This is a genomic window from Microbacterium saperdae, assembly GCF_006716345.1.
GTDB classification, from domain to species: domain Bacteria; phylum Actinomycetota; class Actinomycetes; order Actinomycetales; family Microbacteriaceae; genus Microbacterium; species Microbacterium saperdae.
The window spans coordinates 869,802-894,621 of record NZ_VFOX01000001.1 but is presented as its reverse complement, the minus strand read 5'-3'; the positions used below and the strand labels follow the sequence as shown (position 1 = coordinate 894,621).

20 protein-coding genes are annotated in these 24,820 nt (G+C 69.8%); 4 read left to right on the top strand and 16 right to left on the bottom strand.

Annotation, left to right across the window (positions count from 1 at the left end; translation table 11 throughout):
- The first annotated feature begins 41 nt into the window (after window positions 1-41).
- Together hrpA and FB560_RS04265 are read left to right on the top strand one after the other, a co-directional pair.
- On the top strand, window positions 42-3,983 hold the full coding sequence (gene hrpA / locus FB560_RS04270; RefSeq protein WP_141871219.1) for an ATP-dependent RNA helicase HrpA: 3,942 nt from the start codon (window positions 42-44) through the stop codon (window positions 3,981-3,983).
- A gap of 23 nt (window positions 3,984-4,006) precedes the next feature.
- Window positions 4,007-4,951: a quinone oxidoreductase family protein gene (locus FB560_RS04265; RefSeq protein WP_141871218.1), complete on the top strand. Its 945-nt coding sequence runs from the start codon at window positions 4,007-4,009 to the stop codon at window positions 4,949-4,951.
- Between the two features lie 10 nt (window positions 4,952-4,961).
- Here FB560_RS04265 and FB560_RS04260 read toward each other — a convergent pair whose 3' ends face one another.
- From FB560_RS04260 to FB560_RS04225, 8 genes are all read right to left on the bottom strand, one after another.
- Window positions 4,962-5,570: an alkylhydroperoxidase domain protein gene (locus FB560_RS04260; protein WP_141871217.1), complete on the bottom strand. Its 609-nt coding sequence runs from the start codon at window positions 5,568-5,570 to the stop codon at window positions 4,962-4,964.
- Complete coding sequence (locus FB560_RS04255) at window positions 5,567-6,187, bottom strand: CMD domain protein (protein ID WP_141871216.1); 621 nt, start codon at window positions 6,185-6,187, stop codon at window positions 5,567-5,569. Before FB560_RS04255 ends, FB560_RS04260 begins: the two co-directional genes overlap by 4 nt.
- Window positions 6,184-7,206, bottom strand: coding sequence for a putative FMN-dependent luciferase-like monooxygenase (locus FB560_RS04250; protein WP_141871215.1), 1,023 nt, complete (start codon window positions 7,204-7,206; stop codon window positions 6,184-6,186). The genes FB560_RS04255 and FB560_RS04250 overlap by 4 nt, the downstream gene beginning before the upstream one ends.
- A complete protein-coding gene (locus FB560_RS04245) occupies window positions 7,203-8,831 on the bottom strand; it encodes a dipeptide ABC transporter ATP-binding protein (RefSeq protein ID WP_141871214.1) in 1,629 nt (542 codons plus the stop codon). The genes FB560_RS04250 and FB560_RS04245 overlap by 4 nt, the downstream gene beginning before the upstream one ends.
- Window positions 8,828-9,721: an ABC transporter permease gene (locus FB560_RS04240; protein WP_211349945.1), complete on the bottom strand. Its 894-nt coding sequence runs from the start codon at window positions 9,719-9,721 to the stop codon at window positions 8,828-8,830. Before FB560_RS04240 ends, FB560_RS04245 begins: the two co-directional genes overlap by 4 nt.
- Window positions 9,718-10,704: an ABC transporter permease gene (locus tag FB560_RS04235; RefSeq protein WP_141871213.1), complete on the bottom strand. Its 987-nt coding sequence runs from the start codon at window positions 10,702-10,704 to the stop codon at window positions 9,718-9,720. Before FB560_RS04235 ends, FB560_RS04240 begins: the two co-directional genes overlap by 4 nt.
- Before the next feature lie 16 nt (window positions 10,705-10,720).
- Window positions 10,721-12,355: a TIGR04028 family ABC transporter substrate-binding protein gene (locus FB560_RS04230; RefSeq protein WP_141871212.1), complete on the bottom strand. Its 1,635-nt coding sequence runs from the start codon at window positions 12,353-12,355 to the stop codon at window positions 10,721-10,723.
- A gap of 142 nt (window positions 12,356-12,497) precedes the next feature.
- On the bottom strand, window positions 12,498-13,883 hold the full coding sequence (locus tag FB560_RS04225; protein WP_141871211.1) for an NtaA/DmoA family FMN-dependent monooxygenase: 1,386 nt from the start codon (window positions 13,881-13,883) through the stop codon (window positions 12,498-12,500).
- Between the two features lie 106 nt (window positions 13,884-13,989).
- Between FB560_RS04225 and FB560_RS04220 the strand changes: the two genes are divergently transcribed.
- Together FB560_RS04220 and FB560_RS04215 are read left to right on the top strand one after the other, a co-directional pair.
- Entirely contained in the window at window positions 13,990-14,997 is a 1,008-nt protein-coding gene (locus FB560_RS04220) for a Gfo/Idh/MocA family protein (RefSeq protein ID WP_141871210.1), read from the top strand.
- On the top strand, window positions 14,990-15,961 hold the full coding sequence (locus tag FB560_RS04215) for an NYN domain-containing protein (RefSeq protein ID WP_141871209.1): 972 nt from the start codon (window positions 14,990-14,992) through the stop codon (window positions 15,959-15,961). Before FB560_RS04220 ends, FB560_RS04215 begins: the two co-directional genes overlap by 8 nt.
- 19 nt (window positions 15,962-15,980) lie before the next feature.
- Here FB560_RS04215 and FB560_RS04210 read toward each other — a convergent pair whose 3' ends face one another.
- From FB560_RS04210 to FB560_RS04175, 8 genes are read right to left on the bottom strand one after another with little or no spacing between them, the layout of a single operon-like run.
- On the bottom strand, window positions 15,981-17,210 hold the full coding sequence (locus tag FB560_RS04210) for an MFS transporter (protein WP_170198043.1): 1,230 nt from the start codon (window positions 17,208-17,210) through the stop codon (window positions 15,981-15,983).
- 21 nt (window positions 17,211-17,231) lie between these two features.
- Entirely contained in the window at window positions 17,232-18,242 is a 1,011-nt protein-coding gene (locus FB560_RS04205; RefSeq protein ID WP_141871207.1) for a sugar phosphate isomerase/epimerase family protein, read from the bottom strand.
- The gene (locus FB560_RS04200) at window positions 18,239-19,201 is read right to left on the bottom strand and encodes a sugar phosphate isomerase/epimerase family protein (protein WP_141871206.1); all 963 of its coding nucleotides are present in this window, start codon (window positions 19,199-19,201) and stop codon (window positions 18,239-18,241) included. The genes FB560_RS04205 and FB560_RS04200 overlap by 4 nt, the downstream gene beginning before the upstream one ends.
- 31 nt (window positions 19,202-19,232) lie before the next feature.
- Window positions 19,233-20,180: a sugar phosphate isomerase/epimerase family protein gene (locus FB560_RS04195; protein WP_141871205.1), complete on the bottom strand. Its 948-nt coding sequence runs from the start codon at window positions 20,178-20,180 to the stop codon at window positions 19,233-19,235.
- Between the two features lie 17 nt (window positions 20,181-20,197).
- On the bottom strand, window positions 20,198-21,025 hold the full coding sequence (locus FB560_RS04190; RefSeq protein ID WP_229673270.1) for a carbohydrate ABC transporter permease: 828 nt from the start codon (window positions 21,023-21,025) through the stop codon (window positions 20,198-20,200).
- Window positions 21,022-21,975: a carbohydrate ABC transporter permease gene (locus tag FB560_RS04185; RefSeq protein ID WP_211349944.1), complete on the bottom strand. Its 954-nt coding sequence runs from the start codon at window positions 21,973-21,975 to the stop codon at window positions 21,022-21,024. The genes FB560_RS04190 and FB560_RS04185 overlap by 4 nt, the downstream gene beginning before the upstream one ends.
- A gap of 8 nt (window positions 21,976-21,983) precedes the next feature.
- Window positions 21,984-23,294 carry a sugar ABC transporter substrate-binding protein gene (locus tag FB560_RS04180; protein WP_170198042.1) on the bottom strand — a complete coding sequence of 437 codons (1,311 nt, stop codon included), beginning with the start codon at window positions 23,292-23,294 and terminating at the stop codon, window positions 21,984-21,986.
- Between the two features lie 39 nt (window positions 23,295-23,333).
- On the bottom strand, window positions 23,334-24,818 hold the full coding sequence (locus FB560_RS04175) for a GMC oxidoreductase (RefSeq protein WP_141871203.1): 1,485 nt from the start codon (window positions 24,816-24,818) through the stop codon (window positions 23,334-23,336).
- Between the last annotated feature and the right edge of the window lie 2 nt (window positions 24,819-24,820).

Below are 24,820 nucleotides of genomic sequence, written 5' to 3'. Positions count from 1 at the left end.
GATGATCGTAGGGGGCGATTCGCGGCATACGATGGAGGGCTATGTCCACACCCGTGATCTCGTATCCCCCGGAGCTGCCCGTCAGTGCGGCCAGGGAGGAGATCGCCGACGCCATCCGCGACAACCAGGTCGTGATCGTCGCCGGCGCGACCGGCTCGGGCAAGACCACGCAGCTGCCCAAGATCGCTCTCGAGCTCGGGCGCACGCGCATCGCGCACACACAGCCGCGTCGCCTGGCCGCGCGCACGATCGCCGAGCGCGTCGCCGAGGAGCTGCAGGTCGAGCTCGGCACCCTCGTCGGCTACAAGGTCCGCTTCACCGACAAGGTCTCCGACGACACGCGCATCGCGCTGATGACCGACGGCATCCTGCTCAACGAGATCCACCGCGACCGACTGCTCACGCGGTACGACACGATCATCATCGACGAGGCCCACGAGCGCTCGCTCAACGTCGACTTCCTGATCGGCTACCTGGTGCGGATCCTCCCGGAACGCCCCGACCTCAAGGTCATCATCACCTCGGCCACGATCGATCCGCAGAGCTTCGCGCGGCATTTCGCCCCCTCATCGGGATCAGGAGCCGACGAGGATCCGGTGCCGGCGCCGATCATCGAGGTGTCGGGCCGCACGTATCCCGTGGAGATCCGCTATCGCGGACAGACGGAGGAGACGGAAGAAGGAGTCGAGGGAGAGCCGGAGGACGAGGTCTCGGCGATCGTCGCTGCGCTGCGCGAGCTGGACCGCGAGGCGCCCGGTGATGTGCTGGTGTTCCTGCCCGGCGAGGCCGAGATCCGTGACGCCGCGGATGCGGTGCGCGGCGCCTACGCCCACGACCGCTCCCCCACCGAGGTGCTCCCGCTGTTCGGACGCCTCTCCGCCGCGGAGCAGCACCGGGTCTTCGAGCGCAGCCGTGTCGCGGGTGTGCGCCGCCGCGTGATCCTGGCCACCAACGTCGCCGAGACGAGCCTCACGGTTCCAGGCATCCGCTACGTGATCGACACCGGAACAGCGCGCATCTCCCGCTACAGCAACCGCTCGAAGGTGCAGCGCCTGCCGATCGAGGCGATCTCGCAGGCCTCGGCGAACCAGCGCTCCGGCCGCGCCGGCCGCACGAGCGACGGCATCGCGATCCGGCTGTACAGCGAAGAGGACTTCGACCGCCGCCCCGAGTACACCGAGCCCGAGATCCTGCGCACCTCGCTGGCATCGGTCATCCTGCAGATGCTGTCGCTGGGCTTCGGCGACATCGCGGCGTTCCCCTTCCTGACCCCGCCGGACTCCCGCGGAGTGAAGGCCGCGTTCGATCTGCTCACCGAGCTCGGAGCCGTCGAACCGTCTCGCCGGGACGGCTCCCCGCACCTCACCCGCATCGGTCGCGACATCTCGCGCATGCCGATCGATCCGCGATTCGCCCGCATGCTGATCGAGGCGGGCCGCGCCAGCTCTGCCTCCACCGTGACGCGCGACGTGCTCGCGATCGTGTCGGGCATGACCATCCAGGATGTGCGGGAACGTCCGGAGGAGCGCCGCGAGGAGGCCGACCGGCTGCACGCGCGCTTCGTGGATCCGACCAGCGACTTCCTGACTCTCCTGAACCTCTGGAATCACCTGCGCGAGCAGCAGCGCGAGCTCGGATCCAGTGCCTTCCGACGGCTGTGCCGCGCCGAGCACCTGAACTACGTGCGGGTGCGGGAATGGTTCGACGTGCACCGGCAGCTGCGCACGCTCGTGAAGTCGCCCGACCGTCAGGGCGGCGACGCCGGGACGAGCGACCCCGACGCGATCCACCGCGCCCTCCTGTCCGGTCTCCTGTCGCAGATCGGCATCCTCGATGAGCGCAGCGCGCCCGCAGGCAAGTCGCACTCCCCCGCGAAGGACCCGAAACGTCGCATCGCGGAGTACCGCGGCGCCCGGGGCATCCGATTCTCGATCTTCCCCGGCTCCGGCCTGCGCAAGAAGAGTCCCCCGGCGGTGATCGCCGCCGAGATCGTCGAGACGTCGCGCACGTTCGCCCGCACGGTCGCCGCGATCGATCCGGCCTGGGCGGAATCGCTCGCCGGCGACCTCGCCAAGCGTCAGGTCACCGAACCGCACTGGTCGAAGGATGCCGGCGCGGCCGTCGCATTCGAGAAGGTGACGCTGTTCGGGCTCGAGATCATCCCACGGCGGCGCGTGCAGTTCGCGCGCATCGATCGGGCGGCGTCACGCGAGCTGTTCCTGCGCCATGCGCTGGTCGAGGGCGAATGGGATCCGACGCGCATCGACAAGCGCGTCAGCGCCTTCTGGCGCAGCAACGGCGAACTGCGCAAGCGTCTCGAGAAGCTCGAGGAACGGGAACGACGTCGCGACATCCTCGCCGGCGATGAGGCCGTGTACCGCTTCTACGACGAGCGCATCCCCGCCGACGTGTTCGATGTCCGTTCCTTCGAAGCGTGGTGGCGCGAGGCGTTGCAGAGCACCCCGAAGCTGCTCGTGATGCGCGAGGGCGATCTGCTCGACGACGATGAGCGGGCCGATCAGAGCGAATTCCCGACGCGCTGGACGCAGGGCGACCAGGTGCTCGGCCTCGCCTACCGCTTCGAGCCCGGCGCCGCCGACGACGGCGTGAGCGTGGTCATCCCCCTCGCACTGCTCGCGCAGGTGGAGGACCGTGGATTCGACTGGCAGGTGCCGGGGCTGCGTGCCGAACTCATCACCGGTCTGCTGCGCGCCCTCCCCAAGGCCATCCGGCGCCACGTGGTGCCCGCGGCGGACTGGGCGGAGAAGTTCGGTGCCGAGCTCGAGGGCGAGGGCCCGGAGTCGCACGGCGGGTTGCCCGCACGCACCCTGAAGGAGGCGCTCGCGCGGCTCATCCAGCCCCTCGCGAATCAGCTCGTCTCGGCGGCCGACTTCGAGGAGGAGCGGGTGCCGGCGCACCTGCGCATGAACTTCCGCGCGGTCGACGAGCGCGGGAGGACGGCCGGCTCCGGCCGCGACCTCACCGTGCTGCAGCAGCAGCTGTCCGACCGGGCGCGCAGCAGTGTGGCCCGGTCGATCGCGGCACCTCCGCGTCCGCGCGGCGGTGCGAAGGAGGCGTCGGCCTCGGTGGCGGCGGCCTCGGCCCGCGGGCCCATCGAGCAGGACGGCCTCACCGCATGGACGTTCGGCGATCTCCCGGAGGTGCTCGGCACCCGCGTCGCCGGCGGCGTCGTGCGCGGATACCCCGCGATCGTCGATCAGGGCAAGACCGCGTCGGTGCGCGTGGAGTCGACGGCGGATGCCGCGGCGGCCGCGACCCGTGACGGCGTGCTGCGGCTGGTGCTGCTCGCGGTGCCGTCCCCCTCGTCGTACGTGCAGGAGCACCTCACGAGCCAGGAGAAGCTGGCACTCGCCGCCTCGCCGTATTCCTCCGCCGCGGCATTGATCGAGGACTGCCGCGCCGCGGTCGCGCGTGCCGCGATCGAACGGATCGTGCCGGGCGGCGTCATCCGCACCGAGGCCGATTTCGCTCGTGTGCGCGATGCGGTCTCCGCCGCCCTGGTCGACGACCTGTTCGCGTGCGTCTCGCTAGTCGCCCGGATCCTGACCTCGTCGCGCGAGGTCGAGCGCGGCATCAAGTCGCAGAACTCGCTCGCTCTGCTGGGGCCGCTCAACGACATCCGCACGCAGCTGTCCGGCCTCCTGCATCCCGGCTTCGTCTCGGCGGCCGGCATCGAGCGGCTGGCGCACTTCCCGCGATACCTCGCCGGCATGCTCGACCGCCTGAAGATGCTCGCGAGCGAACCGGGCAAGGACCGTGCGCGCATGACCGAGTACGAACGCATGGCGAAGGCGTTCGAGGATGCCGGTGGCACGATCCCGCTCTCCCCCGGAGCATCCCCCGCGCTCGTCGAGACGCGCTGGCTGCTCGAGGAGTACCGGATCAGCGTGTTCGCACAGCGCCTGGGCACCGCGCAGCCGGTGTCGCCCCAGCGCATCCTGAAGGCACTCGCCGGACGGTGACCTGCGGCGGGTAGCCTGGCTGCATGGCTCGCGCGATCGTCTACACCGAAATCGGCTCCCCCGACGTCCTGCATCTCAGCGAGGTACCCGATCCCCTCGCCGGTGACGGCGAGGTCGTGGTGCGCATCGAGGCGGCGGGCGTCAACCCGATCGATGCCAAGATCCGCGGCGGCAGGCGTCCCTCGCCGCCCATCACCGAGCCCCGCCCCGTCGGCTACGACGGTGCCGGTGTGATCGACTCGGTCGGCCCCGGCGTCGACGACTACGCGGTGGGAGACCGCGTCGCGATCCGCGACACGGTCGGCACGTACGCCGACCTGCTGCTCGTCCCGACCGCGAACCTCGCGCCCCTCCCCGACTCCGTCACCGCCGCGGAGGGCGCCGGCATCGGCATCCCCGCCGGCACCGCGTACCAGGCGCTGCGCTCCCTCGGGGTCACCGCCGACGATGTGCTGCTCGTGCACGGCGGCTCCGGATCCGTCGGACAGGCGGCCGTGCAGTTCGCGGTGGCCTGGGGCGCGACGGTGATCGCGACCGCGAGTCCCGCCCGGCACGATCAGCTGCGCGAGCTCGGCGCGATCCCGGTCGCCTACGGCGAAGGTCTGCTCGAGCGCGTGCGCGGAGCCGCGACCGAGGACGTCACCGTGGCGCTGGACTGTGCGGGCACGGACGAGGCGATCGAGACATCTCTGGCTCTCGTCGCCGACCGCGACCGCATCGCGACCATCGTGCGCGGGCCGGATGGCGCGTCCTTCGGCATCCGCGCCTTCTCCGGAGGATCGCCGCACCCGTTGACCGCCGAGGAGCTCGCCTGGCGCGCCGAGGCGCTTCCCGAGACGATCGCCCTGCTCGCCTCCGGCGACTTCACGATCGAACTCGGCCCCGAACTGCCTCTCGCCGAAGCGGCGCAGGCCCACGAACTCGTGGAATCCGGCGCCGCCTCGGGCAAGATCGTGCTGATCCCCTGAGCTGATCAGATCAGGTCGGGGCGACCGGTCGTCCGATCGAGAGCATCAGCCGGTTGGCCCAGTTGAAGAACGCGGCGCCGTGGATGACGTCGGCGATCTCGAGATCGTCGAGCCCGACGGCACGCAGTCGCGCGATCTCCGCCTCCCCGAATGCGCTCGGGGTGTCGGTGAGCGCGACGGAGGCCGCGACGATCGCGTTCCACCGTTCGCCGAGCTCTGCATCCACCCCCTCGTCGAGCAGCAGATCGACCTCGTCGACGCGCTTGCTGTAGTGCGCCGCGAAGCGCGAGTGCACCGAGGCGCAGAACACGCAGCCGTTGCGCCGAGAGGCCGCGGTCGCGGCGAGTTCGCGGTCGGCGCGCGGCAGCCCTTCGGCGACGTTGTAGAAGATGTCCTTGTCGACCAGCGTCCGTGCCTTCAGCACCTCCGGGTCGCGGGCGAGCAGACGGAAGTAGTCGTTCTTCGCGCGCGCGGCGTCGACCAGCCCGTCGTAGTGGCGCGCGGTCAGCTCCTCCTCGGCGAGCGGGGCCAGGTGCGGCGTCCACCCGACCTCGGCGCGGGTGAAGGCGTGCGGATGCGGGGAGTCCTGGTGCAGGAGCGCGGTGTGCGCGGCGGTCATGCTGCCTCCTCCTCGGACTCGGAGACGGCGGCGATGCCGGCCGCCGCGAGCACGCGCAGGCCCGTGATCACGCGCTGCTGGAAGGCCAGGAAGGACACGAGCTGCGACAGCGTGACGATCCCGTCTGCCGACCACCCGGCGGCCAGCAGCCGTCCGAGGTCGGCACCGGAGGCCTCACGGGGCCGCAACACGAGCAGGTGCGTGTGCGCGAGTGCGGCGCCGAGACGCTCGCCCAACGCCGCCGTGACCGCATCCGACGGCGTGTACCGTTCGCCATCCGTGCTCTCGTCCTGCAGTCCGAGCTCGGTGTAGGAGCCGAACGGTCCGCTCCCCACCGCAGCGGCCGCCTCGGTGAGCACGACGTCCGCGCGCTCGGGGTCTGCGTGCCGCGCGCGGTCCGCGTAGAACGCGGCGGTCTCGTCCGTGCTCCCGGCGAGGCTCGTCGCGAAGGCGGCGATCAGCTCGCGCTCCTCCTGCGAGACGTGCTCCGCCGAGACCGGCCGGAAGAGGGCGTCAAAGCTCGCCTGCAGCTGCTCCCTCGTGACCGGCCGGCGACGGCGCAGAGCGTCGAGCTCCGGCGTCACCCCCGCGATCTGATCGACGATGTCGTGTGTCATGCCTTCTCCTTGAGTGTGGGGTTCACGGTGTAGCCGAGTGCCGGAGCGACCTGCTCCGCGAAGAGCTCGATCGAGCGCAGCACCTGCTCATGCGGAGCGTCGACCGAGTGCACCTGGAAGGCGACCTCCGTGGCGCGGTCGAGCGTGGCATCCGCAGCGAGCGACTCGGCGACCTGCTCCGGCGTGCCCAGATGCGTGTCCAGCGCAGTGATCAGCTCCTCGATGCTGTCGTCGCCGGGGATCGTCTGCCCCTGCCGCCGGAAGCCCTCGGCCGCGCGGCGCAGTCCGACCTCGGCGAAGCGCAGCGCCTCGGCGCGATCGTCGGCCACGAACACCGTGCGCGAGGCCGTGATCCGCGGAGCCACGCCCGCGGGCAGGGCTTCCAGGTACGCGTCGACGATCGGCTCCTGCAACGCCGAGAGGGGGGCGTGCAGGGCGTCGGCCCGACGCGGCTGCGTGCGCGACAGCAGCAGTCCGTGGCCGTGCACGCCGGCGCGATGCCCACCCGGCACGGAGAACGTCGCCTGCCAGATGCGCTCCTCGAGCGTGGACGCGTCCGGGTAGAGGGCGTTGCCCTCGCCGATGTCGCGTCCTCCCAGAGCGTCGAGCAGCACGCCGAGCTTGCGGTCGTAGGTGACCGCCTTGTCGCGCACGTCCTCCCCGAAAGGAGAGAACGACGAGGGGGTGCCCCCGCTGCCGAGGCCGAGATCCAGGCGTCCACCGGAGAGCAGATCGGCGACCGTCGCATCCTCCGCGACCCGCACCGGATCTTCGATCGAGAGCGTGATGACCCCCGTGCCCAGGCGGATGCGGGACGTCTGCGCCGCGACGTGCGCGAGGAACACCAGCGGTGAGGGGAGCCCTCCCTCCGCGGCATGGAAATGATGCTGCGCGACCCAGGCGCGGCCGATGCCGTGGCGCTCGGCCTGCTGGATCTGCGCGGTCGCGAGGGCGTAGCGCTCCGCGGGTGCGGCATCGTCGAGCAGGCGCGTGAAGAACGCGATGGACGGTGCGCTCATCGGGAGACCTCCGTTCGTCCGGGAACCGCGGCGAGCAGCTCCCTGGTGTAGTCGTGCTGCGGGGCGTGGAAGAGCTCTTCCGTGACCCCTTCCTCGACGATCCGGCCACGGCGCATGACCGAGACCGTGTGGCTGATCCTCCGCACGACGGCGAGGTCGTGCGAGATGAACAGGTAGGTGAGTCCGAGCTCGTCCTGCAGCGAGGTGAGCAGCTCGAGGATGCGGGCCTGCACCGTCACGTCCAGCGCGGACACGGCCTCGTCGAGCACCACGATCTCGGGATCGATCGCCAGGGCGCGGGCGATCGCGACCCGCTGGCGCTGGCCGCCCGAGAGCTCGCGCGGGGTGCGCTGCGCGACGTCGGAGGGCAGCGACACCCGATCGATCAGGGCGAGTGCGCGCTGCTGCCGTTCCTTGCGCGAACCCACGCCGAAGTTCTGCAGCGGCTCGGCGATGATGTCGACGATCTGCTGACGCGGATCGAGAGAGGCGAACGGGTTCTGGTAGACGAGCTGGATGCGCCGCCGCAGCGCACGCAGCTGCTTTCTCGATGCGGTGGTCACATCGTCGCCGTCGACCTGGATCGAGCCGGCATCCGGACGGTGGAAGCGCGTCACGAGGCGTGCCGTGGTCGTCTTGCCGGACCCGGACTCCCCCACCAGCGCGTGTGTCGTCCCCCGCCGCACACGGAACGACACGTCGTCCACGGCGCAGAAGCGCTCGCGTCCGGCGACCGAGAACTCCTTGACCAGGCCCTCGGCCACGATCGCATAGGGGTTCTCGGCGGCGACCGCGGCCGCATCCCGCAGGAACGGCGGTGCTTCCGGGCGACGGAAACCGGTCGTGAACGCCGGCGCATCGGCGAGCAGCTGCCGCGTGTAGCCGTCGCTCGGCGCGGCCAGCACATCCGCACTCGCGCCCTGTTCGACGATGCGGCCGTCCTTGAGCACGACCAGGCGCTGCGCACGGTCGGCCGCGACGCCCAGGTCGTGGGTGACCAGCAGGATGCTCGTGCCCTCCTCCTGGCGCAGCTCGTCGAGCAGGTCGAGCACGCGGCGCTGCACGGTCGCATCCAGCGCGCTGGTCGGCTCGTCCGCGATCAGCAGTCGCGGCCGCAGGGCGATCGCGGTGGCGATCAGCACCCGCTGGCGCATGCCGCCGGACAGCTCATGCGGATACTGCCGTGCGCGCAGGTCGGGGTCGTCGATGCCGACGCGGTCGAGCAGCTCGATGGCCCGCGCACGCCGGGAGCGTCGGTCGCGATGGCCGTGCAGCCGGAGGATCTCCTCGACCTGCGCACCGATCGTGCGCACGGGGTCGAGCGAGGTGGTCGGGTCCTGCGGCACCAGGCCGATCTCGGGTCCGCGGATGCTGCGCAGCGCGCGATCCGTCCACCCCGCGATCTCCAGCTCGCCCAGTCGCACGCTGCCGCCCTCGACACGCCCACCGGCGGGCAGCAGCCCGAGCAGTGCATGCGCCGTGGTGGACTTGCCCGACCCCGACTCCCCGACCAGCGCCAGGGTCTCGCCCTCGCCGATCTCGAACGAGACGCCGTGCACGACATCACGCTGCCCCGTACGGGTGGCGTAGGAGACCCGCAGGTCCTGGACCGCGAGAACACTCATCGGGCCGCCCTTCCGATCCGGTGGCTGATGCGGTTGGCGCTCAGGACGACCGCCACGACGACGAGGCCGGGGAGCGCGGTCAACCACCAGGCCGTCCCGATGTAGTTGCGTCCGTCGGCGATGAGAAGGCCCCACTCCGGAGTGGGCGGCGGCGCGCCGTAGCCGAGGAAGCCGAGCGTGGAGATCGCCAGGATCGCGCTGCCGAACTGCAACGCGGCGAGCGCGACGATCGGGGTGAGCGAGTTCGGGAGCACATGCCGACGCAGCACGGTGAAGAACGTCGCGCCGCTGCCGTAGGCGGCCTCGACGTACTCGGTGCGTCGCACACGCGCGACCTCGGCGCGCATGAGCCGGGCGAAGGCCGCGATGCTGCCCAGGCCGACCGCGATCGCCGCATTCACGGTCCCGAAGCCGAGCAGGATGATCACCGAGAGCGAGAGAAGCAGGCCGGGGATGGCCAGCAGCACGTCGACGATGCGCATCAGCACGTCGTCGACGACGCCGCCCAGCGCTCCGGCGATCGCGCCGAGCAGCGTGCCGAGCGCGAGCCCGACGGTGACGGCGATGAGCGCTCCGGAGAGCGAGTGCACCGCCCCGTGCACGACACGGCCGAACAGATCACGCCCGAGCGTGTCCGTGCCGAACCAATGCGCCGCGCTGGGCGGGAGGAGCTTGTCGGCGGGGGTGCCGGTCAGCGGGTCGCCGGGGGCGAACACTCCGGGGATGAGCGCCCAGAGCACGGCGAGGGAGACGACCGCGACCGCGAGGTAGAGGCCCCAGGAGCGGCCGCGCAGGCGGCGGATCCTCCGCGGGCTCGCCGGCGCCGCCTCGCCGGGTGCGGGGGTCTGCTCGTCCGTGGCCGGACGGGGTGTGAGAACAGGAACGGTCATGCCGACACCTCCTGGAGGGTCGTCGTCTTCGCGGGAGCGGTCGGGGCGGAAACGCGTGCGACACGGCGCTGCCGCGGATCGATGAGCGGTGTGACGAGGTCCACCGCGAAGCTGATCAGCACGAACCCGAGCGCAGAGAGCAGGACCACGCCCTGCAGCACCGGGATGTCCTGGTTCGACACGGCCTGCTCGGTGAGGCGCCCGATGCCGGTACGCCCGAACACGGTCTCGGTCACGACCGCTCCGCCGACGAGCTCGCCGAACAGCACACCCGCGATCGTCAGCGTGGGCAGGGTCGCGTTGCGGGCGACCGACCGCGTGAGCACCCAGAGCGGAGGCGCGCCCTTCGCGCGGACGACCGTGATGAACGGCTGCGCCTGCACCTGGTCGATCGCGCGCACCAGCACCTGGGCGAGCGGCGCGGAGATCGGCACCGCGAGCGTCAGCACCGGCAGGATCAGGCCGCTCACCGGATCGGCACCGACGATCGGCACCCAGCCGAGTCCGAACGAGAACACCTGGATCAGCAGGATGCCGAGCCAGAAGACGGGAACGGCGACGAAGAGTCCCGGCACCTGGCGCAGTCCGTCGCGCAGCCAGGCGAACGGGGCGAGCGAGGACAGCCCGGCGATGAGGATCGCGATCAGCAAGGCGACGATCAGCCCGAGCGAGGCCAGCAGGAGCGTGGCGGGCAGCGCCTCCGCGAGCATCGTCCGCACGGGCGTGCCGAACTGCGTCGAGTACCCGAAGTCGCCGGCCAGGAAGCCGAGCCCGGCGTGCACGTACTGCTCCCACCAGGGAAGATCGGCGCCGTAGGTGGCGCGGATGCTGTCGAGCTGCTCGGGCGACAGGCCGAGGCTCGGATCCGAGAACTTGATCAGGATCGCATCGCCCGGCAGCAGCTGGAGCAGGAAGAACGTGGCGGTGAAGGCCGCGATCAGTACGATCGCGGCCTGCCCGGCTCGTCGGAGGACGAAACTCATCAGTGATCCGTGTGCATCAGTGCTCGGCGAGCCAGACGCCGGAGAAGGTCGGACGACCCACCGACTCGAAGGCCACGCCCTGCACGTAGGTGGCGGCGCCGTACACCTGCGGCTCCTCGAACAGCGGGATCACGTACGCCTGCTCGGCGATGTAGTCCTGTACGGCCTGGGATGCCGCGATGCGCTTGTCGGCATCGGGCTCGGAGGCCACCGCGAGGAGCAGCTCATCGAGCTTCGCGTCCTGCGAGATCAGCACATCGCGGTTCTTCGTGAAGTACTGGCTCTTGATCACGTCGAGATCCGCACGTCCGACCATCGAGTGGTAGAAGCCGGTCTTCAGCGGGTCGCGGGTGTCCTCCGCGGCGCTTCCGGCGTCACCCGGCTTGACCTTGAGCTCGACGCCGACCTGAGCCAGCTGCTGCGCGACCAGCTCCAGCGTCTGCTTCGACAGCGGCTGCGGCTTGGCCTCGTAGACCGTGATCGACAGGCGCTCGCCGTCCTTCTCGCGGATGCCGTCGGATCCGGGGACCCATCCGGCCTCGTCGAGCAGCTCGGCCGCCTTGTCGGCGTCGTAGACGTAGTGCTCCGACTCGTCCTTGTATCCGACGGCCTGCGAGGACAGCACCGACGTGGCCACCGGGTAGTTCTCGGTGAAGAGGGTGTCGACGACCTCCTGCGCGTTCACGGCCGCGATGATCGCCTGCCGCACGCGGATGTCGCCGAGCAGCGGGTTCTCCGGGCGGAGGGCGATCGAGTTGTTGACGCCGCGGGTCTGCGGGGCGTACAGCGTGAACCCGGCGCTCTCGACGCGGTCCTCGTCGAACGCCTGCACGTAGCGCACGTAGTCGGCCTGTCCGGCGAGCAGCGATCCGATGCGGACCGAATCTTCCGGAGTGACCAGCACGTGCACCGCGTCGACGTACGGACGCCCCTGGTTGGTCGCGCTCTCGGGCGCCCAGTCGTAGTCCTCGCGTGCGGCGAGCGTGTACTCGGTGCCCAGCTTCTCGTCGGTGACGGTGAAGGGTCCGGAGCCGATGATCTCCTCGGCGTTGCCGGCGCCGAAGTCCTCGATCGTGCCGTCGAGCGTCTCGGGCGAGAGCAGACCGGAGTTGATCGTCGACGTCGCCTGCAGGAAGCCGGGAGACGGTGCCGTGAAGTGGAACGTCACGGTGTCCTCGTCGACGACGTCGCTGCCGGCGTAGTTGTTGATCGCCTCCGAGATCGTCAGCCCTCGTTCGGCATCACCGAGCCCGTAGGTGTCGAAGTTCTTCTTCACGGCTTCCGCGTCGAGCGGAGTGCCGTCGGAGAAGGTCACATCCGACTTCAGGTTGAAGGTGTACTCGGTCGCGTCGTCGTTCACTGTCCAGTCCGTGGCGATCCACGGCTCGATCTCGAGCGACTCCGGGTTCTGCCAGGTGAGTCGTGCGGCGATGTTGTTGACCACGCCGCCGTTCGGGTAGAAGCCGGCCTGCGGCGGGTAGAGGTTCGTGTACGCCTGGTGCTCGAGGTAGGTGAGCGTGCCGCCCGTGATCGGGTCGCCGGCCTCGGCCGGAGCGTTCGCCGGTGCGGGAGAGGTGGCGCAGGCAGCGAGGCTCGCCGCCATCACGAGCGGGAGGGCGACGGCTGCGGCGCGGACAGTGCGGCGGTTCATGCGGGGGCCTCCTGGAGGGATGGGATGCAGGGATGGAAGTGCGAGGTGTGGATCACGCTAGGGATTGCGGGGAGAGCACGGCGACTGGGCCGTCACGGGCAGACGCCGCCCGTCACCGGACGACTCCTGACGTCATGCGGCGTCACGCGCGCACGGTCTGGAGCGCCGACTGCGCGGTCACGCCGAGACGTTCGCGCAGGGTCTCGCCCTCGCGTCCGAGCAGTCCGCGGCGCCGCAGTTCCGGGGCGGCGAGACGGGTGAAGGCCTCGAACTGGGCCGGCTGGAACGCCGACAGCACGTTGAAGCCGTCGGCGGCTCCCCCGTCGCGCCACGTCTCGAAGTGGTCGGCGATGGTCGCCGCGCCGCCCACCACGAATGCGGCCGGCACCGCGTGCGCCGCGACCAGGTGGCGCCAGGTGAGCGGATGCCGCGTCGCCACGCCGAGCCCGGCGATGCGCGCCAGCCGCTCGATCAGTTGGGCTCCGATCGCACCCAGCCGAGATGCCTGGTCCGCCGTCACCTCATCGTCGAACGCGGCGGTGCGCAGCGGATCATCCGGCGCGACCGAGAGCGCATCCGCGAGAGCCGCGACCGTGCGATTCGCGGGGAACGCGGTGCGATCGCGCTGATGACCTTCGGCGAGCGGCACGAGGGCGAGCAGGCGCTCCACGATGCGATGCGCGTCGGCGTCGGTGTCGGCGACCACGGGCAGCACGGGTGCGATGACCTTCAGCGATTCGGGGTCGCGACCGGCATCCGCGGCGATCGCCCGCAGGACCCTGCGCACCTCGATCGCGTCTGCCAGCGTCGGCGCCGCGATCAGGGCGAGATCCGCCTCGGTCGCCGCCAGTGCCCGCGAACGCGGAGAGGTGCCGGCATGCACGATCGGGATCTGCCCCTGCGGCGGCCGCGCGACGTTGAGCGGACCGCTGACGCCCAGGTGCGCGCCCTGGAGGGCTGCGGGGCGCAGCCCGTCCGGATCGATCAGCACGCCGCGCGCGGCATCCGCGATCCAGGCATCCTCGCTCCACGAATCCCAGAGCCGGCGGAGTGCCGTCACGAACTCCTCCGCCCGGTCGTAGCGGTTCTCGTTGTCCGCGTGCGCGTCGCGGCCATGGTTGCCCGCAGCCCGCGGCTCGGCGCCGGTGACCAGGTTCACCCCCGCGCGTCCGCGCGTGAGCACGTCGAGGGACGCCAGCGAGCGCGCCGTCGTATAGGGGTCGGCATAGGTGGTGTTGACCGTCGCGATGAGTCCGATGCGCGAGGTGACGCCGGCGAGGAACAGCACCGCACTCACCGGGTCGATGCGCGCGAGCAGATAGGGGTCGCGGAACTCGAGATCGGGTCCGGTCGCGAGCCAGTCGCCGAAGAAGAGGTAGTCCAGCCCCGCTTCCTCTCCCGCCTGTGCGACCCGACGCAGGATGTCGGCGTCACCGGCGGGATCGCGGTGCGCCCCGTCCTGCCGCCAGCCGGAGGGGTATGCGCCGAGAGTGCGCACCATGGCGCCGACGATGAGGGGTTCGGTCATGCCCGACACGGTAGGAGCACGCCGAGGCCGGGGCGAGGAGGGCCGAAGTCGCAGGTCACAGAGCGCAACAGTCCGACACACAGGGCGCACCCTCTACGCTGAGAGGATGACTGGTCTTCGTTGGGGCATCCTCGCGACCGGCGGCATCGCCGGCGCCTTCGCATCCGATCTGCGCACCGCAGGAATCGATCTGGTGGCGGTCGGTTCCCGATCTCAGGAGTCGGCCGACGCCTTCGCCGACCGTTTCGACATCCCGCACGCGCATGCGTCCTATGAGGCGCTCGTGGCCGATCCCGACGTCGACATCATCTACGTCTCCACGCCGCATCCGATGCACCACCGGAACGCGCGCCTCGCGCTCGAACACGGCAAGCACGTGCTGGTCGAGAAGGCCTTCACGCTCAACCACGCCGAGGCGGAGGACCTGCAGCGTCTCGCCGCCGAGCGCGGCCTGCTGGTCACCGAGGCGATGTGGACCCGCTACCTGCCGCACATGGTCCGCGTCCGCGAGATCATCGCCGCCGGCACGCTCGGCGAGATCCGCGCGGTCAGCGCCGACCACACGCAGCTGCTCCCCTCCGATCCCACGCACCGGCTGAACGCGCTCGAGCTCGGCGGCGGCGCACTGCTCGACCTGGCGATCTACCCGCTCTCGTTCATCTGGGACATCCTCGGAGCGCCCACCTCCGTGCACAGCGTCGCCCGCCTGATCGAGACGGGCGCGGACGCCGAGGTCGCCACCGTCATGACCCACGAGGGCGGCGCGGTCTCCACGAGCCTGTCGTCCTCGCGCGCAGCAGGGCCGAACACCGCCGTCATCCTCGGCACCGAGGCGCGCATCGAGATCGAGCGGTACTGGTGGTCCCCCTCCGTCGTGCGGGTGATCGATCCACAGGGCGAGGTGATCGAGGAGTTCGACGGTCGCCCTGCCTCCGACGCGGACGGACGCGGCATGCAGTACGAGGCGCTCGCCGCGGAACGTCTCGTGCGCGAGGGCCTTCTCGAGGGCGACATCCTCCCGATCGCCGAGAGCGTCGCGATCATGGGCACCCTCGACGAGATCCGCCGCCAGATCGGCGTGCGCTACCCCGGAGAGGACGCCGACAATGGCTGAGCCCACGGACTCCCGCGTCGCGGTCTATCTGGACTTCGACAACATCGTCATCTCCTGGTACGACCGGGTGCACGGGCGCAACGCCTACGCCAAGGACCGTCAGCGCATCTCCGAGCAGCCCAACGATCCCGAGGTCGCCGAGCGCCTGAGCCAGGCGATGATCGAGGTCGGCGCGATCATCGACTACGCCGCCTCCTTCGGCACGCTGGTGCTCACCCGCGCCTATGCGGACTGGTCATCGCCGGTGAACGCGGTCTACCGCTCCCAGCTGGTGGCCCGCGCCGTCGACCTGGTGCAGCTGTTCCCCGCAGCGGCCTATGCCAAGAACGGCGCCGACATCCGCCTCGCCGTGGATGCCGTGGAAGACATGTTCCGCCTCCCCGACCTCACCCACGTGGTGATCGTCGCCGGCGACAGCGACTACGTGCCGCTCGCGCAGCGCTGCAAGCGCCTCGGCCGCTATGTGATCGGCGTGGGCGTCGCGGGTTCCACCGCCAAGTCCCTCGCCGCCGCATGCGACGAGTTCGAGGCCTACGACTCCCTGTCCGGCGTCGTGCGGCCGGTCAAGGCACCCGCCCCGGCCGCCACGCCCCCGGCCGCCGAGGTGCCCGTCGAGACCACGGCCGCACCGGCGGAGACGACCGCGGACGCCCCGAAGGCGAAGAGCCGCTCGCGCGTCAAGGCGAAGTCCGCGCCGGCGGAGGCCGCTCCGCCGAAGCTCGATGAGCAGGGCGAGGCCACACAGCTGCTGGAACGCGCCCTGCGGCTGGGGCACGACAAGGGCGATGCCGACGAATGGCTGCACAGCTCGGCCGTGAAGACGCACATGCGTCGCATGGACCCGTCGTTCAGCGAGAAGGCGCTCGGCTACCGTTCGTTCTCGGACTTCCTGAAGTCCCGCGACGACATGGCCGAGCTCGAGGAGACCGGGCACGAGCGCCTGGTGCGCCTGCGCGACCACTGAGACTCCGGGCTGTGCTCGGTCAACGCGCTGAGCGCAGCCCCCGCCACGACAGCGTGACGACCAGGGCGGTGACGAGTCCGACGGCGCCGTAGGCGATACGCGGGTCCGTGAGGTCGGCGAGCCCGCCGATCAGCAGGCCTGTCACCACGGTCGATCCCGGCAACGCCATCGCCCAGATGCCCATGACACGTCCGCGGATCGCGGTGGGCGTCGAGAGCATCACGAAGGCGTTCGCCCTGGCGATGAACCACATCACGACCATGCCCACCGCCGCGAGGCCGACGAACAGCAGCGGCAGCGTCGGCGCGCCGGCCGAGAGCAGCACGGCCGCCGCCATCGCCACGGCCATCGCCCGCACCTCCGCGCTGCGGGGCATCGTCGGACCGGTCGCGGAGAAGAACGCACCGGGCAGCGCGCCCAGTCCGAAGGCCACCGCGAGCGCACCATAGGTTCCGCCGTCGGCATGGAAGACATCGGCGACGATGAGCGGCACCACGACGGCGATGTTGTAGCACGCGGAGGCACAGACGGCGAGGAGCAGCGTCGCACGGATGGCGGGTGTGTGCATCGCGAATCGCCAGGCGCCGATCGGGCGCGCGGCGGCAGCGGTCGAATCCGCCGGCTCCGTACGGCCGGCAGGGGCGACCGGACGCAGCGACAGCAGCACGAAGATCGACGGCACGAACATCAGCACGTTCACGACGAAGCACCAGCCCGCGTCCGAGACGACGAGCAGCACCCCGGCGATCGCGGGTCCGATGACCCTGGCGCCGTTGATGATCACCTCGTTCATGCTCACGGCGCTCGTCATCCGCTCGCGACCGACGATGTCCATCACCAGCAGCTGACGGGCGGGGTTGTCGGCCGCGAAGGCCACACCGTGCGCGAGCGAGAGCGCCATCAGCATCCACAGCTCCAACGCCCCGCCGAACGTGAGGGCCGCGAGCACGCCGGCGATGAGCATCTGCGCCACCGCCGTCACGAGGAGCACCGCGCGCCGCGTGTGGCGGTCGACCAGGATCCCGATGAACGGACCGAGCAGGAGCGTGGGGAGCATCATGCAGGCCGTGACCGCGCCGAGGGCGATGCCGTCGCCGCCGAGCTCGATCACGAGCCAGGCGATCGCGATCTGCGAGGCCGCGGCGCCCGCCCCGGAGAGCAGCTGCGCGATGCTCCATCGGCGGTAGTCGCGGATGCGCAGCGCGACGAAGGAGCGGGTCAGCGCTTCCCGGGTGAATCGAGCCCGCAAGGGCTCCCAGAACACCCGGGCCTACTGGTTGCTGAAGGCGGCGTCGAAGGAGGCGGTGGGCTTCGGCCACAGCAGCGACCGCACGAATCCGACGGCCTCGGCGGCGCCGTGCAACCGGTCCATGCCGGCGTCCTCCCACTCGATCGAGATGGGGCCGGTGTAGCCGATCGCGTCGAGTGCGCGGAACGAGTCCTCCCACGGCACGTCTCCGTGCCCGGTCGAGACGAAGTCCCAGCCGCGCCGCGGGTCGCCCCAGGGCAGGTGCGAGCCGAGCACGCCGGCGCGGCCGTTCTGCGGTCGCATCCGGGTGTCCTTGCAGTCCACGTGGTAGATCCGGTCGGCGAAGTCGACGATGAAGCCGACGGGGTCGATGTTCTGCCACATCATGTGCGAGGGGTCCCAGTTGAACCCGAAGGCCTCGCGGTGGTCGATCGCCTCCAGCGCCCGCACGGACGACCAGTAGTCGTACGCGATCTCGCCCGGATGCACCTCGTGCGCGAAGCGCACACCCTCGCCGTCGAACACGTCGAGGATCGGGTTCCAGCGGGCGGCGAAGTCCTCGAAACCGCCTTCGATGACCGATGCGGGCACCGGCGGGAACATCGCCACGTAGGGCCAGATCGACGACCCCGTGAAGCCGACGACCGTGTCGATGTCGAGCTTGCGCGCCACGCGGGCCGCGCGCTTCATGTCTTCCGCGGCGCGCTGGCGCACGCCCTCGGCGTCGCCGTCCCCCCACACGTAGTCGCGCAGGATCGCCTGGTGGCGGAAGTCGATCGGCGCATCGCACACGGCCTGGCCGGCGAGATGGTTCGAGATCGCGAAGATCTTCAGCCCATGGCGGTCCAGGATCTCCCTGCGCGAGGCCAGATAGGCCTCATCCTCGTCGGCGCGCTGCAGATCGAGGTGGTCGCCGGACGCGGCGACCTCGAGTCCGTCGTACCCCCACTCGCTCGCGAGCCGGGCCACCTCCTCGAAGGGCAGGTCGGCCCATTGCCCCGTGAACAGCGTGACGGGATGCGTGCTGGTCATCGTGCGGCCTCCGGATAGTTCTCGGCGATCCACGCCCAGCTCGCCTTCGCGCTCGCGAACGGCTCCATGCTGGGCTTGTCCACTTCGATGATCACAGAACCGTCGAAGTCCTCCGGCAGCCCGGCGAGCGCGTCGACGATCGGCACGTCCCCGCGACCGGGCTCGAGGAAGAAGCGGCGGCTCATCACATCGAAGTACGGCGTGTGCGTCGCCCGCGCCTCGGCGGCGATCGACAGGTCCATGTCCTTCACATGCAGGTCGGAGATGCGGTCGGCGTGCGCGGCGACCCACTCCACGACATCCGCGCCGGTCCAGGCCAGGTGCCCGATGTCGGGCCCGGCCGCGAGCAGGCTCGGCGAGATGGCGTCGAGCACGTACTCGTACTCCTCCTCGGTCTCCACCCAGGTGCCGACGTGGTTGTGCAGCGCGGCCGTCACGCCCTCGGCCCTGAGCACCTCGGCGGCCTCGCCGATCACGTTCGCCACGCGATCCAGCCGCGCACGGTCGAAGGCGTGCCCGATCGCCGCCGCGTCGTCGATCCGCGGACGCCCCGGCGCCATGTCGGCCGCCAGGAAGACGCGGTCGAGACCCATGTAGGTCGTCTCCTCGGCCCGGCGCCGGATCGCGTCGAACCAGCGGAAGTGCGCCTCCGGGTCCCCGGAGTGGTCACGGTCGAACTCCTCGGGAAGCCCGATGTGCACGTAGCCGGGCGACAGCCGCAGGCCCGAGTCCGCGACCACGCGAGCGTAGCTCTGCAGCGTCTGGGTCGGCAGCACCTCGAGCATGACCGAGGAGTACCCCGCCTCGGCCACCTGCCCGAGGATGACGGGCTGCTTGGGCAGGAAGGTCGACAGGTCGAACTCCCATCCCACGCTTCCCGGCTCACCGGTGGACTCGCCGAGCGAGACCGTGATCCACTGCAGCGTGTTGAGTGAGAAGTGATGCTGTGTCAGCGCCATCGCTGTTCTCCGTTCTTCAGGGCCCGGTCCGTCAGGAACCGGTGACGTCGGCGACCCAGGCTGCCGTGTGGCGCGCGCTGGCCACCGGATCCATGCTGGCCCTGTCCACCTCGATGATGATCCACCCGCCGAAGCCGTCGGGGAGCACGGAGAGCGTGTCGACGATGTCGATCTGGCCGAGTCCCGGTTCGAGGTACAGCCCCAGGTCGGTCGCGCGCTCGTAGCTGACCCCCTCTTCACGGCTGCGGCGGGCCAGTTCCAGGTTCAGGTCCTTCACGTGCAGGTCCTGCACGCGATCCGCCCACTTCGCGATGGCCTGCTTCGCGTCGATGCCCGCCCATTCCAGGTGACCGATGTCGAAGGAAGCGCCCAGGCGCGAGGCATCGATGCTGTTCAGCACGTGCTCGTACTCGTGCTCGGTCTCGATCCACGTGCCCACGTGGTTGTGCAGGCCGGGGCGCACGCCCTCGGCGTTGAGCACGTCGACGGCCTCGTCGATCAGGTCGGTGAGCTCGTCGAGTCGATCCTGCGAGAAGTCGACGCCGATCGCCGGCTTCTCCCAGCGGATGGCGGTCTGGTCCACCTCGGCGGCGAGGAAGATCGTGTCGAGTCCGAAGTAGTTGGACTCCTCCGCCTTGCGGCGCACCGCGTCGAACCAGTGGATGCGCTCGAACGAGCCGCGCTCCAGACGTCCGCCGTGATCGCTCGCGAGCGGCACCTGCACGTAGCCGGGAGCCAGCTCCAGACCGGACACCTCGACCATCGCGGCGTAGTTCTGCAGAGTCTGGGTGTCGAGCACCTCCAGCATCGTGGCCGAGAACCCCGCGTTCCTGATCTCCGCCAGCACCTGCGGGTACTCGGCGACGAACGAGGGATCCGCGAAGCGCCACAGGCTCGCGCTGTCGAGATCGTCCGGGTTCTCCTTGACGTTGATCCACTGGATCGCGTTGAGCGCGAACTTCAGGTCTTTCATCTGCATGGCGGTTCCGTTCGGTTCTACTTCAGCCCCGCGGTGGCGACACCCTGGATGAAGTACTTCTGGAGGAAGAGGAAGAGGATGAGGATCGGCAGCAGCACGACGACGGCGCCGGCGAGCAGCAGTCCGAAGGAGATCGTGTTGGATGCCTGGGAAGCCACGGACAGTCCGACCGGAGCCGTGTAGGTGTCCTGCGACTGGGCGACGACGAGCGGCCAGAGGAAGTTGTTCCAGGAGGTGAGGAACGACAGGATCGCCACCGTCGCCAGCCCCGGCCCGGTGAGCGGGAGGAAGATCCGGAAGAACAGTCGTCCCTCCCCCGCGCCGTCGAGACGAGCAGCCTCCATGAGTTCGAAGGGCACCCCGTGCGCGAACTGACGCATGATGAACACACACAGCGGCAGGATCAGGACCGGGAGGATGATCGCGACGAGCGAGTTCACCAGTCCCATCTGCACGACCACGACGAACTGCGGCACGAACAGCGCCACGTACGGCACGATCATCGAGATGATCACGAGCGGGAAGACGAAGTTCTTCCCCCGGAAGCGCAGCTTCGCCAGGGCGTAGCCGGCCATCGCGCTGAACAGCACGTTGCCCACGATCGCGACGCCGGAGACGACGAAGCTGTTCATCATGTACGTGCCGAACTCACGGTCGGCGAACAGCTGGATGTAGTTGTCGATCTGGAAGGACTCGGGGAACCAGGCCCCCGGGTTGCCCAGGAACTCGGACTGCGTCTTGAACGATCCGAAGAACACCCAGACGAAGGGAAGGAGCATGAACACGGTGACGACGATGAGGGCTGTGTAGTTCAGCGCCTGACGCGTCGGAGACAGAGTCTTCAATGTTTCGGCCTCAGCATTCGGAACTGGACGATCGCGACGATCCCGACGAGCAGGAGGAGCAGGACGGATCCGGCCATCGAGGCCGACACGTTCCCGAATCCGAACTGTTCGTAGACCCAGACCGCGATCGATTTGGTGGAGCCGAGCGGCCCGCCCTTGGTCAGCAGGTACGGCTCCTCGAAGATGTTCAGGAACGACACCGTCATCAGGACGGTGATCAGCAGCGTCGTCGGACGCAGGAGCGGCAGCGTGATCGACCAGAGGCGGCGCCAGGTGCCGGCTCCGTCTGTCGCTGCCGCCTCGTAGATCTCCTCCGGCACGGCCTGGAGACCGGCGAGGAACAGGATCATGCAGGTTCCCGTGGTGCGCCAGACGCCCATCAGCACGACGGTGGTGATGGCCCACCCCGGCTCGCCGAGCCAGTTCGGTTCCGGCAGACCGAGGTCTCCCAGTGACGAGTTCACGGGGCCGGTGATCGAGAAGGCGTACTGCCAGATGACCGCCGCCGCCACGATGTTGGTGATGACGGGTACGTAGACCGCCGCACGGAAGAACGTCTTGAGACGGCGGATGCCGTTGTTGAGCATGAGCGCCAGCGCGAGGCCGAGCGCCATGCTGATCGGCACGCACAGCACCACGAACATGATCGTGTTGAAGAACGCACTCTGGAAGCCGGGGTTGGTGATGACCTTCGCGAAGCCTTCGAAGCCGGTGAAGTTGACCCCCAGAGGGTCACGGATGTCCCGCGCGGTCATGTCCGTCAGGCTGGCTCCGATGGCCAGGATGGCGGGGATGCCCGTGAAGAGCAGGAAGAGGGCGAGGAACGGCGAGAGGAAGAGCCACGCCGTGGTGGTCTCCGCCTTGCTTCCCTCGCGCATCTTCCTGGTGCCTCCGGGGCGTCGGGTAGACGCCCCGGAGGTGACCATGGTGCGAGTCGCTGTGGTGGACATGGCAGGTGTCAGTTGCCCATCCCGATCGACTCGGCCTGCTGCTGCGCCGCGTCGAGCGCGTCCTGCGCGGAGAGTCCGCCGCGGACGACCTTCTCCATCTGCTCACCGATGACCGTGCCGACCTGGCTCCAGGTGGAGACCTTCGGCAGCGTGATTCCGGTCTCGAGACCGGCCTCGACCGTGGCGAGCAGGCGGTCGTCGGCCAGGGCCGGGTCTTCCCATGCGGACTTCACAGCCGGCATGTTCTTGAAGATCTTGAACCATTCGACCTGGCTCTCCGGCTCCGACATGAAGCGCGCGAACTTCCACGCGGCGTCCTTGTTCTCGGAGTCGGTCGGCACGAACCAGCTGCCGCCGCCGACCGTGGTGGCCGCATCGCCGTCGGGGCCGACCGGCATGGTCGACAGCGACAGGTGCTCGTCGGCCCAGCCTTCGCCGTTGGCGTCGTCGAACCAGCCGACGAACCAGGGGCCGCCGTCGATGATCGCGGCGTTCTTGCCGGTGGTCGACCACGAGACCGTGTCGAGGAACGCGGGTCCGTCCGGCGATGCCAGACCGTCCTTGATGAGCCCGGACCAGTACTCCAGCGCCTCCACGTTCTCCGGGGAGTTGATCGTCCACTCGGACAGATCGTCGGAGATGAAGGAGCCGCCGTTCTGCGCCGCGAAGGTCAGCAGCTGGCGCGCGGTGTACGAGTCGTACGCGGCGTAGAGCGCCAGAGGGTACTCGATGCCGGATTCCTTGAGCTTCTCGCCGAAGGTGCGCAGGCCGTCCCAGTCCTTCGGCGCCTCGGCACCGGCGGCCTCGGCGAGGTCGGTGCGGTAGATCACCATGTCGGAGTACGCGTACCACGGCACGCCGTAGGCCACGTCGTCGTAGACCGAGTTGTCCCAGATGACCTCGAAGAAGTCATCCTTGTTCACCAGTCCGTCCGGCACCGGGTCGAAACCGCCGGTCGCGATCAGCGAGGACTGCGTCTCGGTGAACGAGTAGATCAGGTCGGGGACGGTGCCCGCCGTGATGGCCGCGGTCATCTTCGACGCGAACTCGGCCTCGGGGATCTGCGTCATGTTGATGTCGACGTCGGGGTTGTCGGCCTTGAACTTCTCGAACATCTGGGGCAGCTCGGCGCCGTCGGCACCCTGCGTCCAGACCTCGAGCGTGCCGGTGGCGGGCTTGTCGTCGACCGTGGTCGAGTCGCCTCCCGCAGCCGGGGTGTCGTCGCCGCGTCCGCAGCCGGTCAGCAGCAGTGCGCTCGACGCGACAAGCGCGATTCCGAGCATCGTTGCCCGGCGTCGCGAGGAAGGGTATGTGTGCATCGCGATCATCTCCTAGTGGTGTTCATCGGGTAGTGCAGGTCAGAGTGCGGCGCTGACGGCGCGCGCGATACGCACGGAGAGGGTCGCTCCCGTGAGTGTCGCGTTGCACGTCAACGCGGTGGGGACCACGCCGTTGCCGGCGAGGTAGAGGTTGTCGAAGCCCCAGACACGGCCGTCGGTGTCGACCACGCTCGTGCCGTCGTCGATCGGGCCCATCCGGACGGTGCCGGTGTAGTGCAGCGACGCCCCGGCGGGGAGCACCTCGGACTCGGCGTCCTGGAAGGTGCCGATCGCGTTGGCCGCGGCCCGCTGCACGTCCATGGTGCGGCGGATCTCGGCCAGATCGTTCTCCGAGTAGGAGAAGTGCACGGTCATGTGGGGCATGCCCAGCGCGTCCGTGATCTCATCGGAGAACTCGATCCGGTTCTCCGGACGGATCTCGGTCGCGCAGTACCAGCCGACGCCGAGCACGTGCCGGCCGTCGAACTCGCGCTCCATGAGCTGTCCGTGCGCGGGGCGTGCGGCGCCGATCGAGGGGCTCCAGTAGGAGCCGATGAACGGCTCGCCGGCCGGAGGAACGGGTACGGGGGCGTCAGCGAGCCCGAGACGGGCGGCGTCGATCACGACGTCGCCGTCGATCGAGGCGTGCTCGTTCAGCCGCACACCGAGAGCCGCAGGACGGATGCCGGATGCCCACAGCAGCTGCGGCGTACGCAGCGCATCGGCGGCGACGAGGATCTGCGCGCCGCGGTACACCGTCTCGGCACCGGTCTCGACGTCCTTGGTGACGAGTCCGGTCACGCGGGTGCCGTCGTTCTCGAGCCGCGTCACGAAGACGCCGGTGCGGAAGGTCACGTTCGGCGCGCTGCCGTCGAAGACGAACGGCGCGATGTCGCGGGGACCGGTGCGGGCGAAGGGGCGGTCGCCGTGCGCGACGCCGGCCATCGGCATGTAGCCGAACTCTCGTGCGGGGTCGGGGCTGGGGACGGCCTCGCGGATGGCCGCGAAGATGGGCTCCGTGAACGGGTTGTCGACGAGCGGACCGACCGAGGTGCGCAGCAGCCCGCGCGCGGTCTCGAGGTCGGCGTCCCACTCCTCCCGGGGGAGGAAGTCGGGGATCTCCTCCGCGTACGGCCACGGCGTGGCCGCCGTCCAGTGCACGCCCATGCCTCCGATGTTCCAGGCCACGGAGGCCCCGGGGAAGGCGGCGAAGTTGTGACCGAAGAACGCGGCGGGGAAGACCCCGGGCACATCGGCCTGCCAGGCGTCCCCTTCGATCTCGTTCATCGAGACGGCGCCCTTGACGTACTCGATCTGACGCGCGCGGCGCATGAGGTCTTCGTAGGAGGCGTTCAGCGCGCTCTCGTCCGCTTCGACGAGGTGCTCCCCCGGCACCTGGGTGATCTCGCGTCCTGCTTCGAGCACCAGGATGGACGCCTCGGGGCTCTGCGCGTGCACCTGGGCGGCGATCACGGCTCCGTTGGGGCCCGATCCCACGATGACGAGGTCGTAGTTGTCTGTCATGT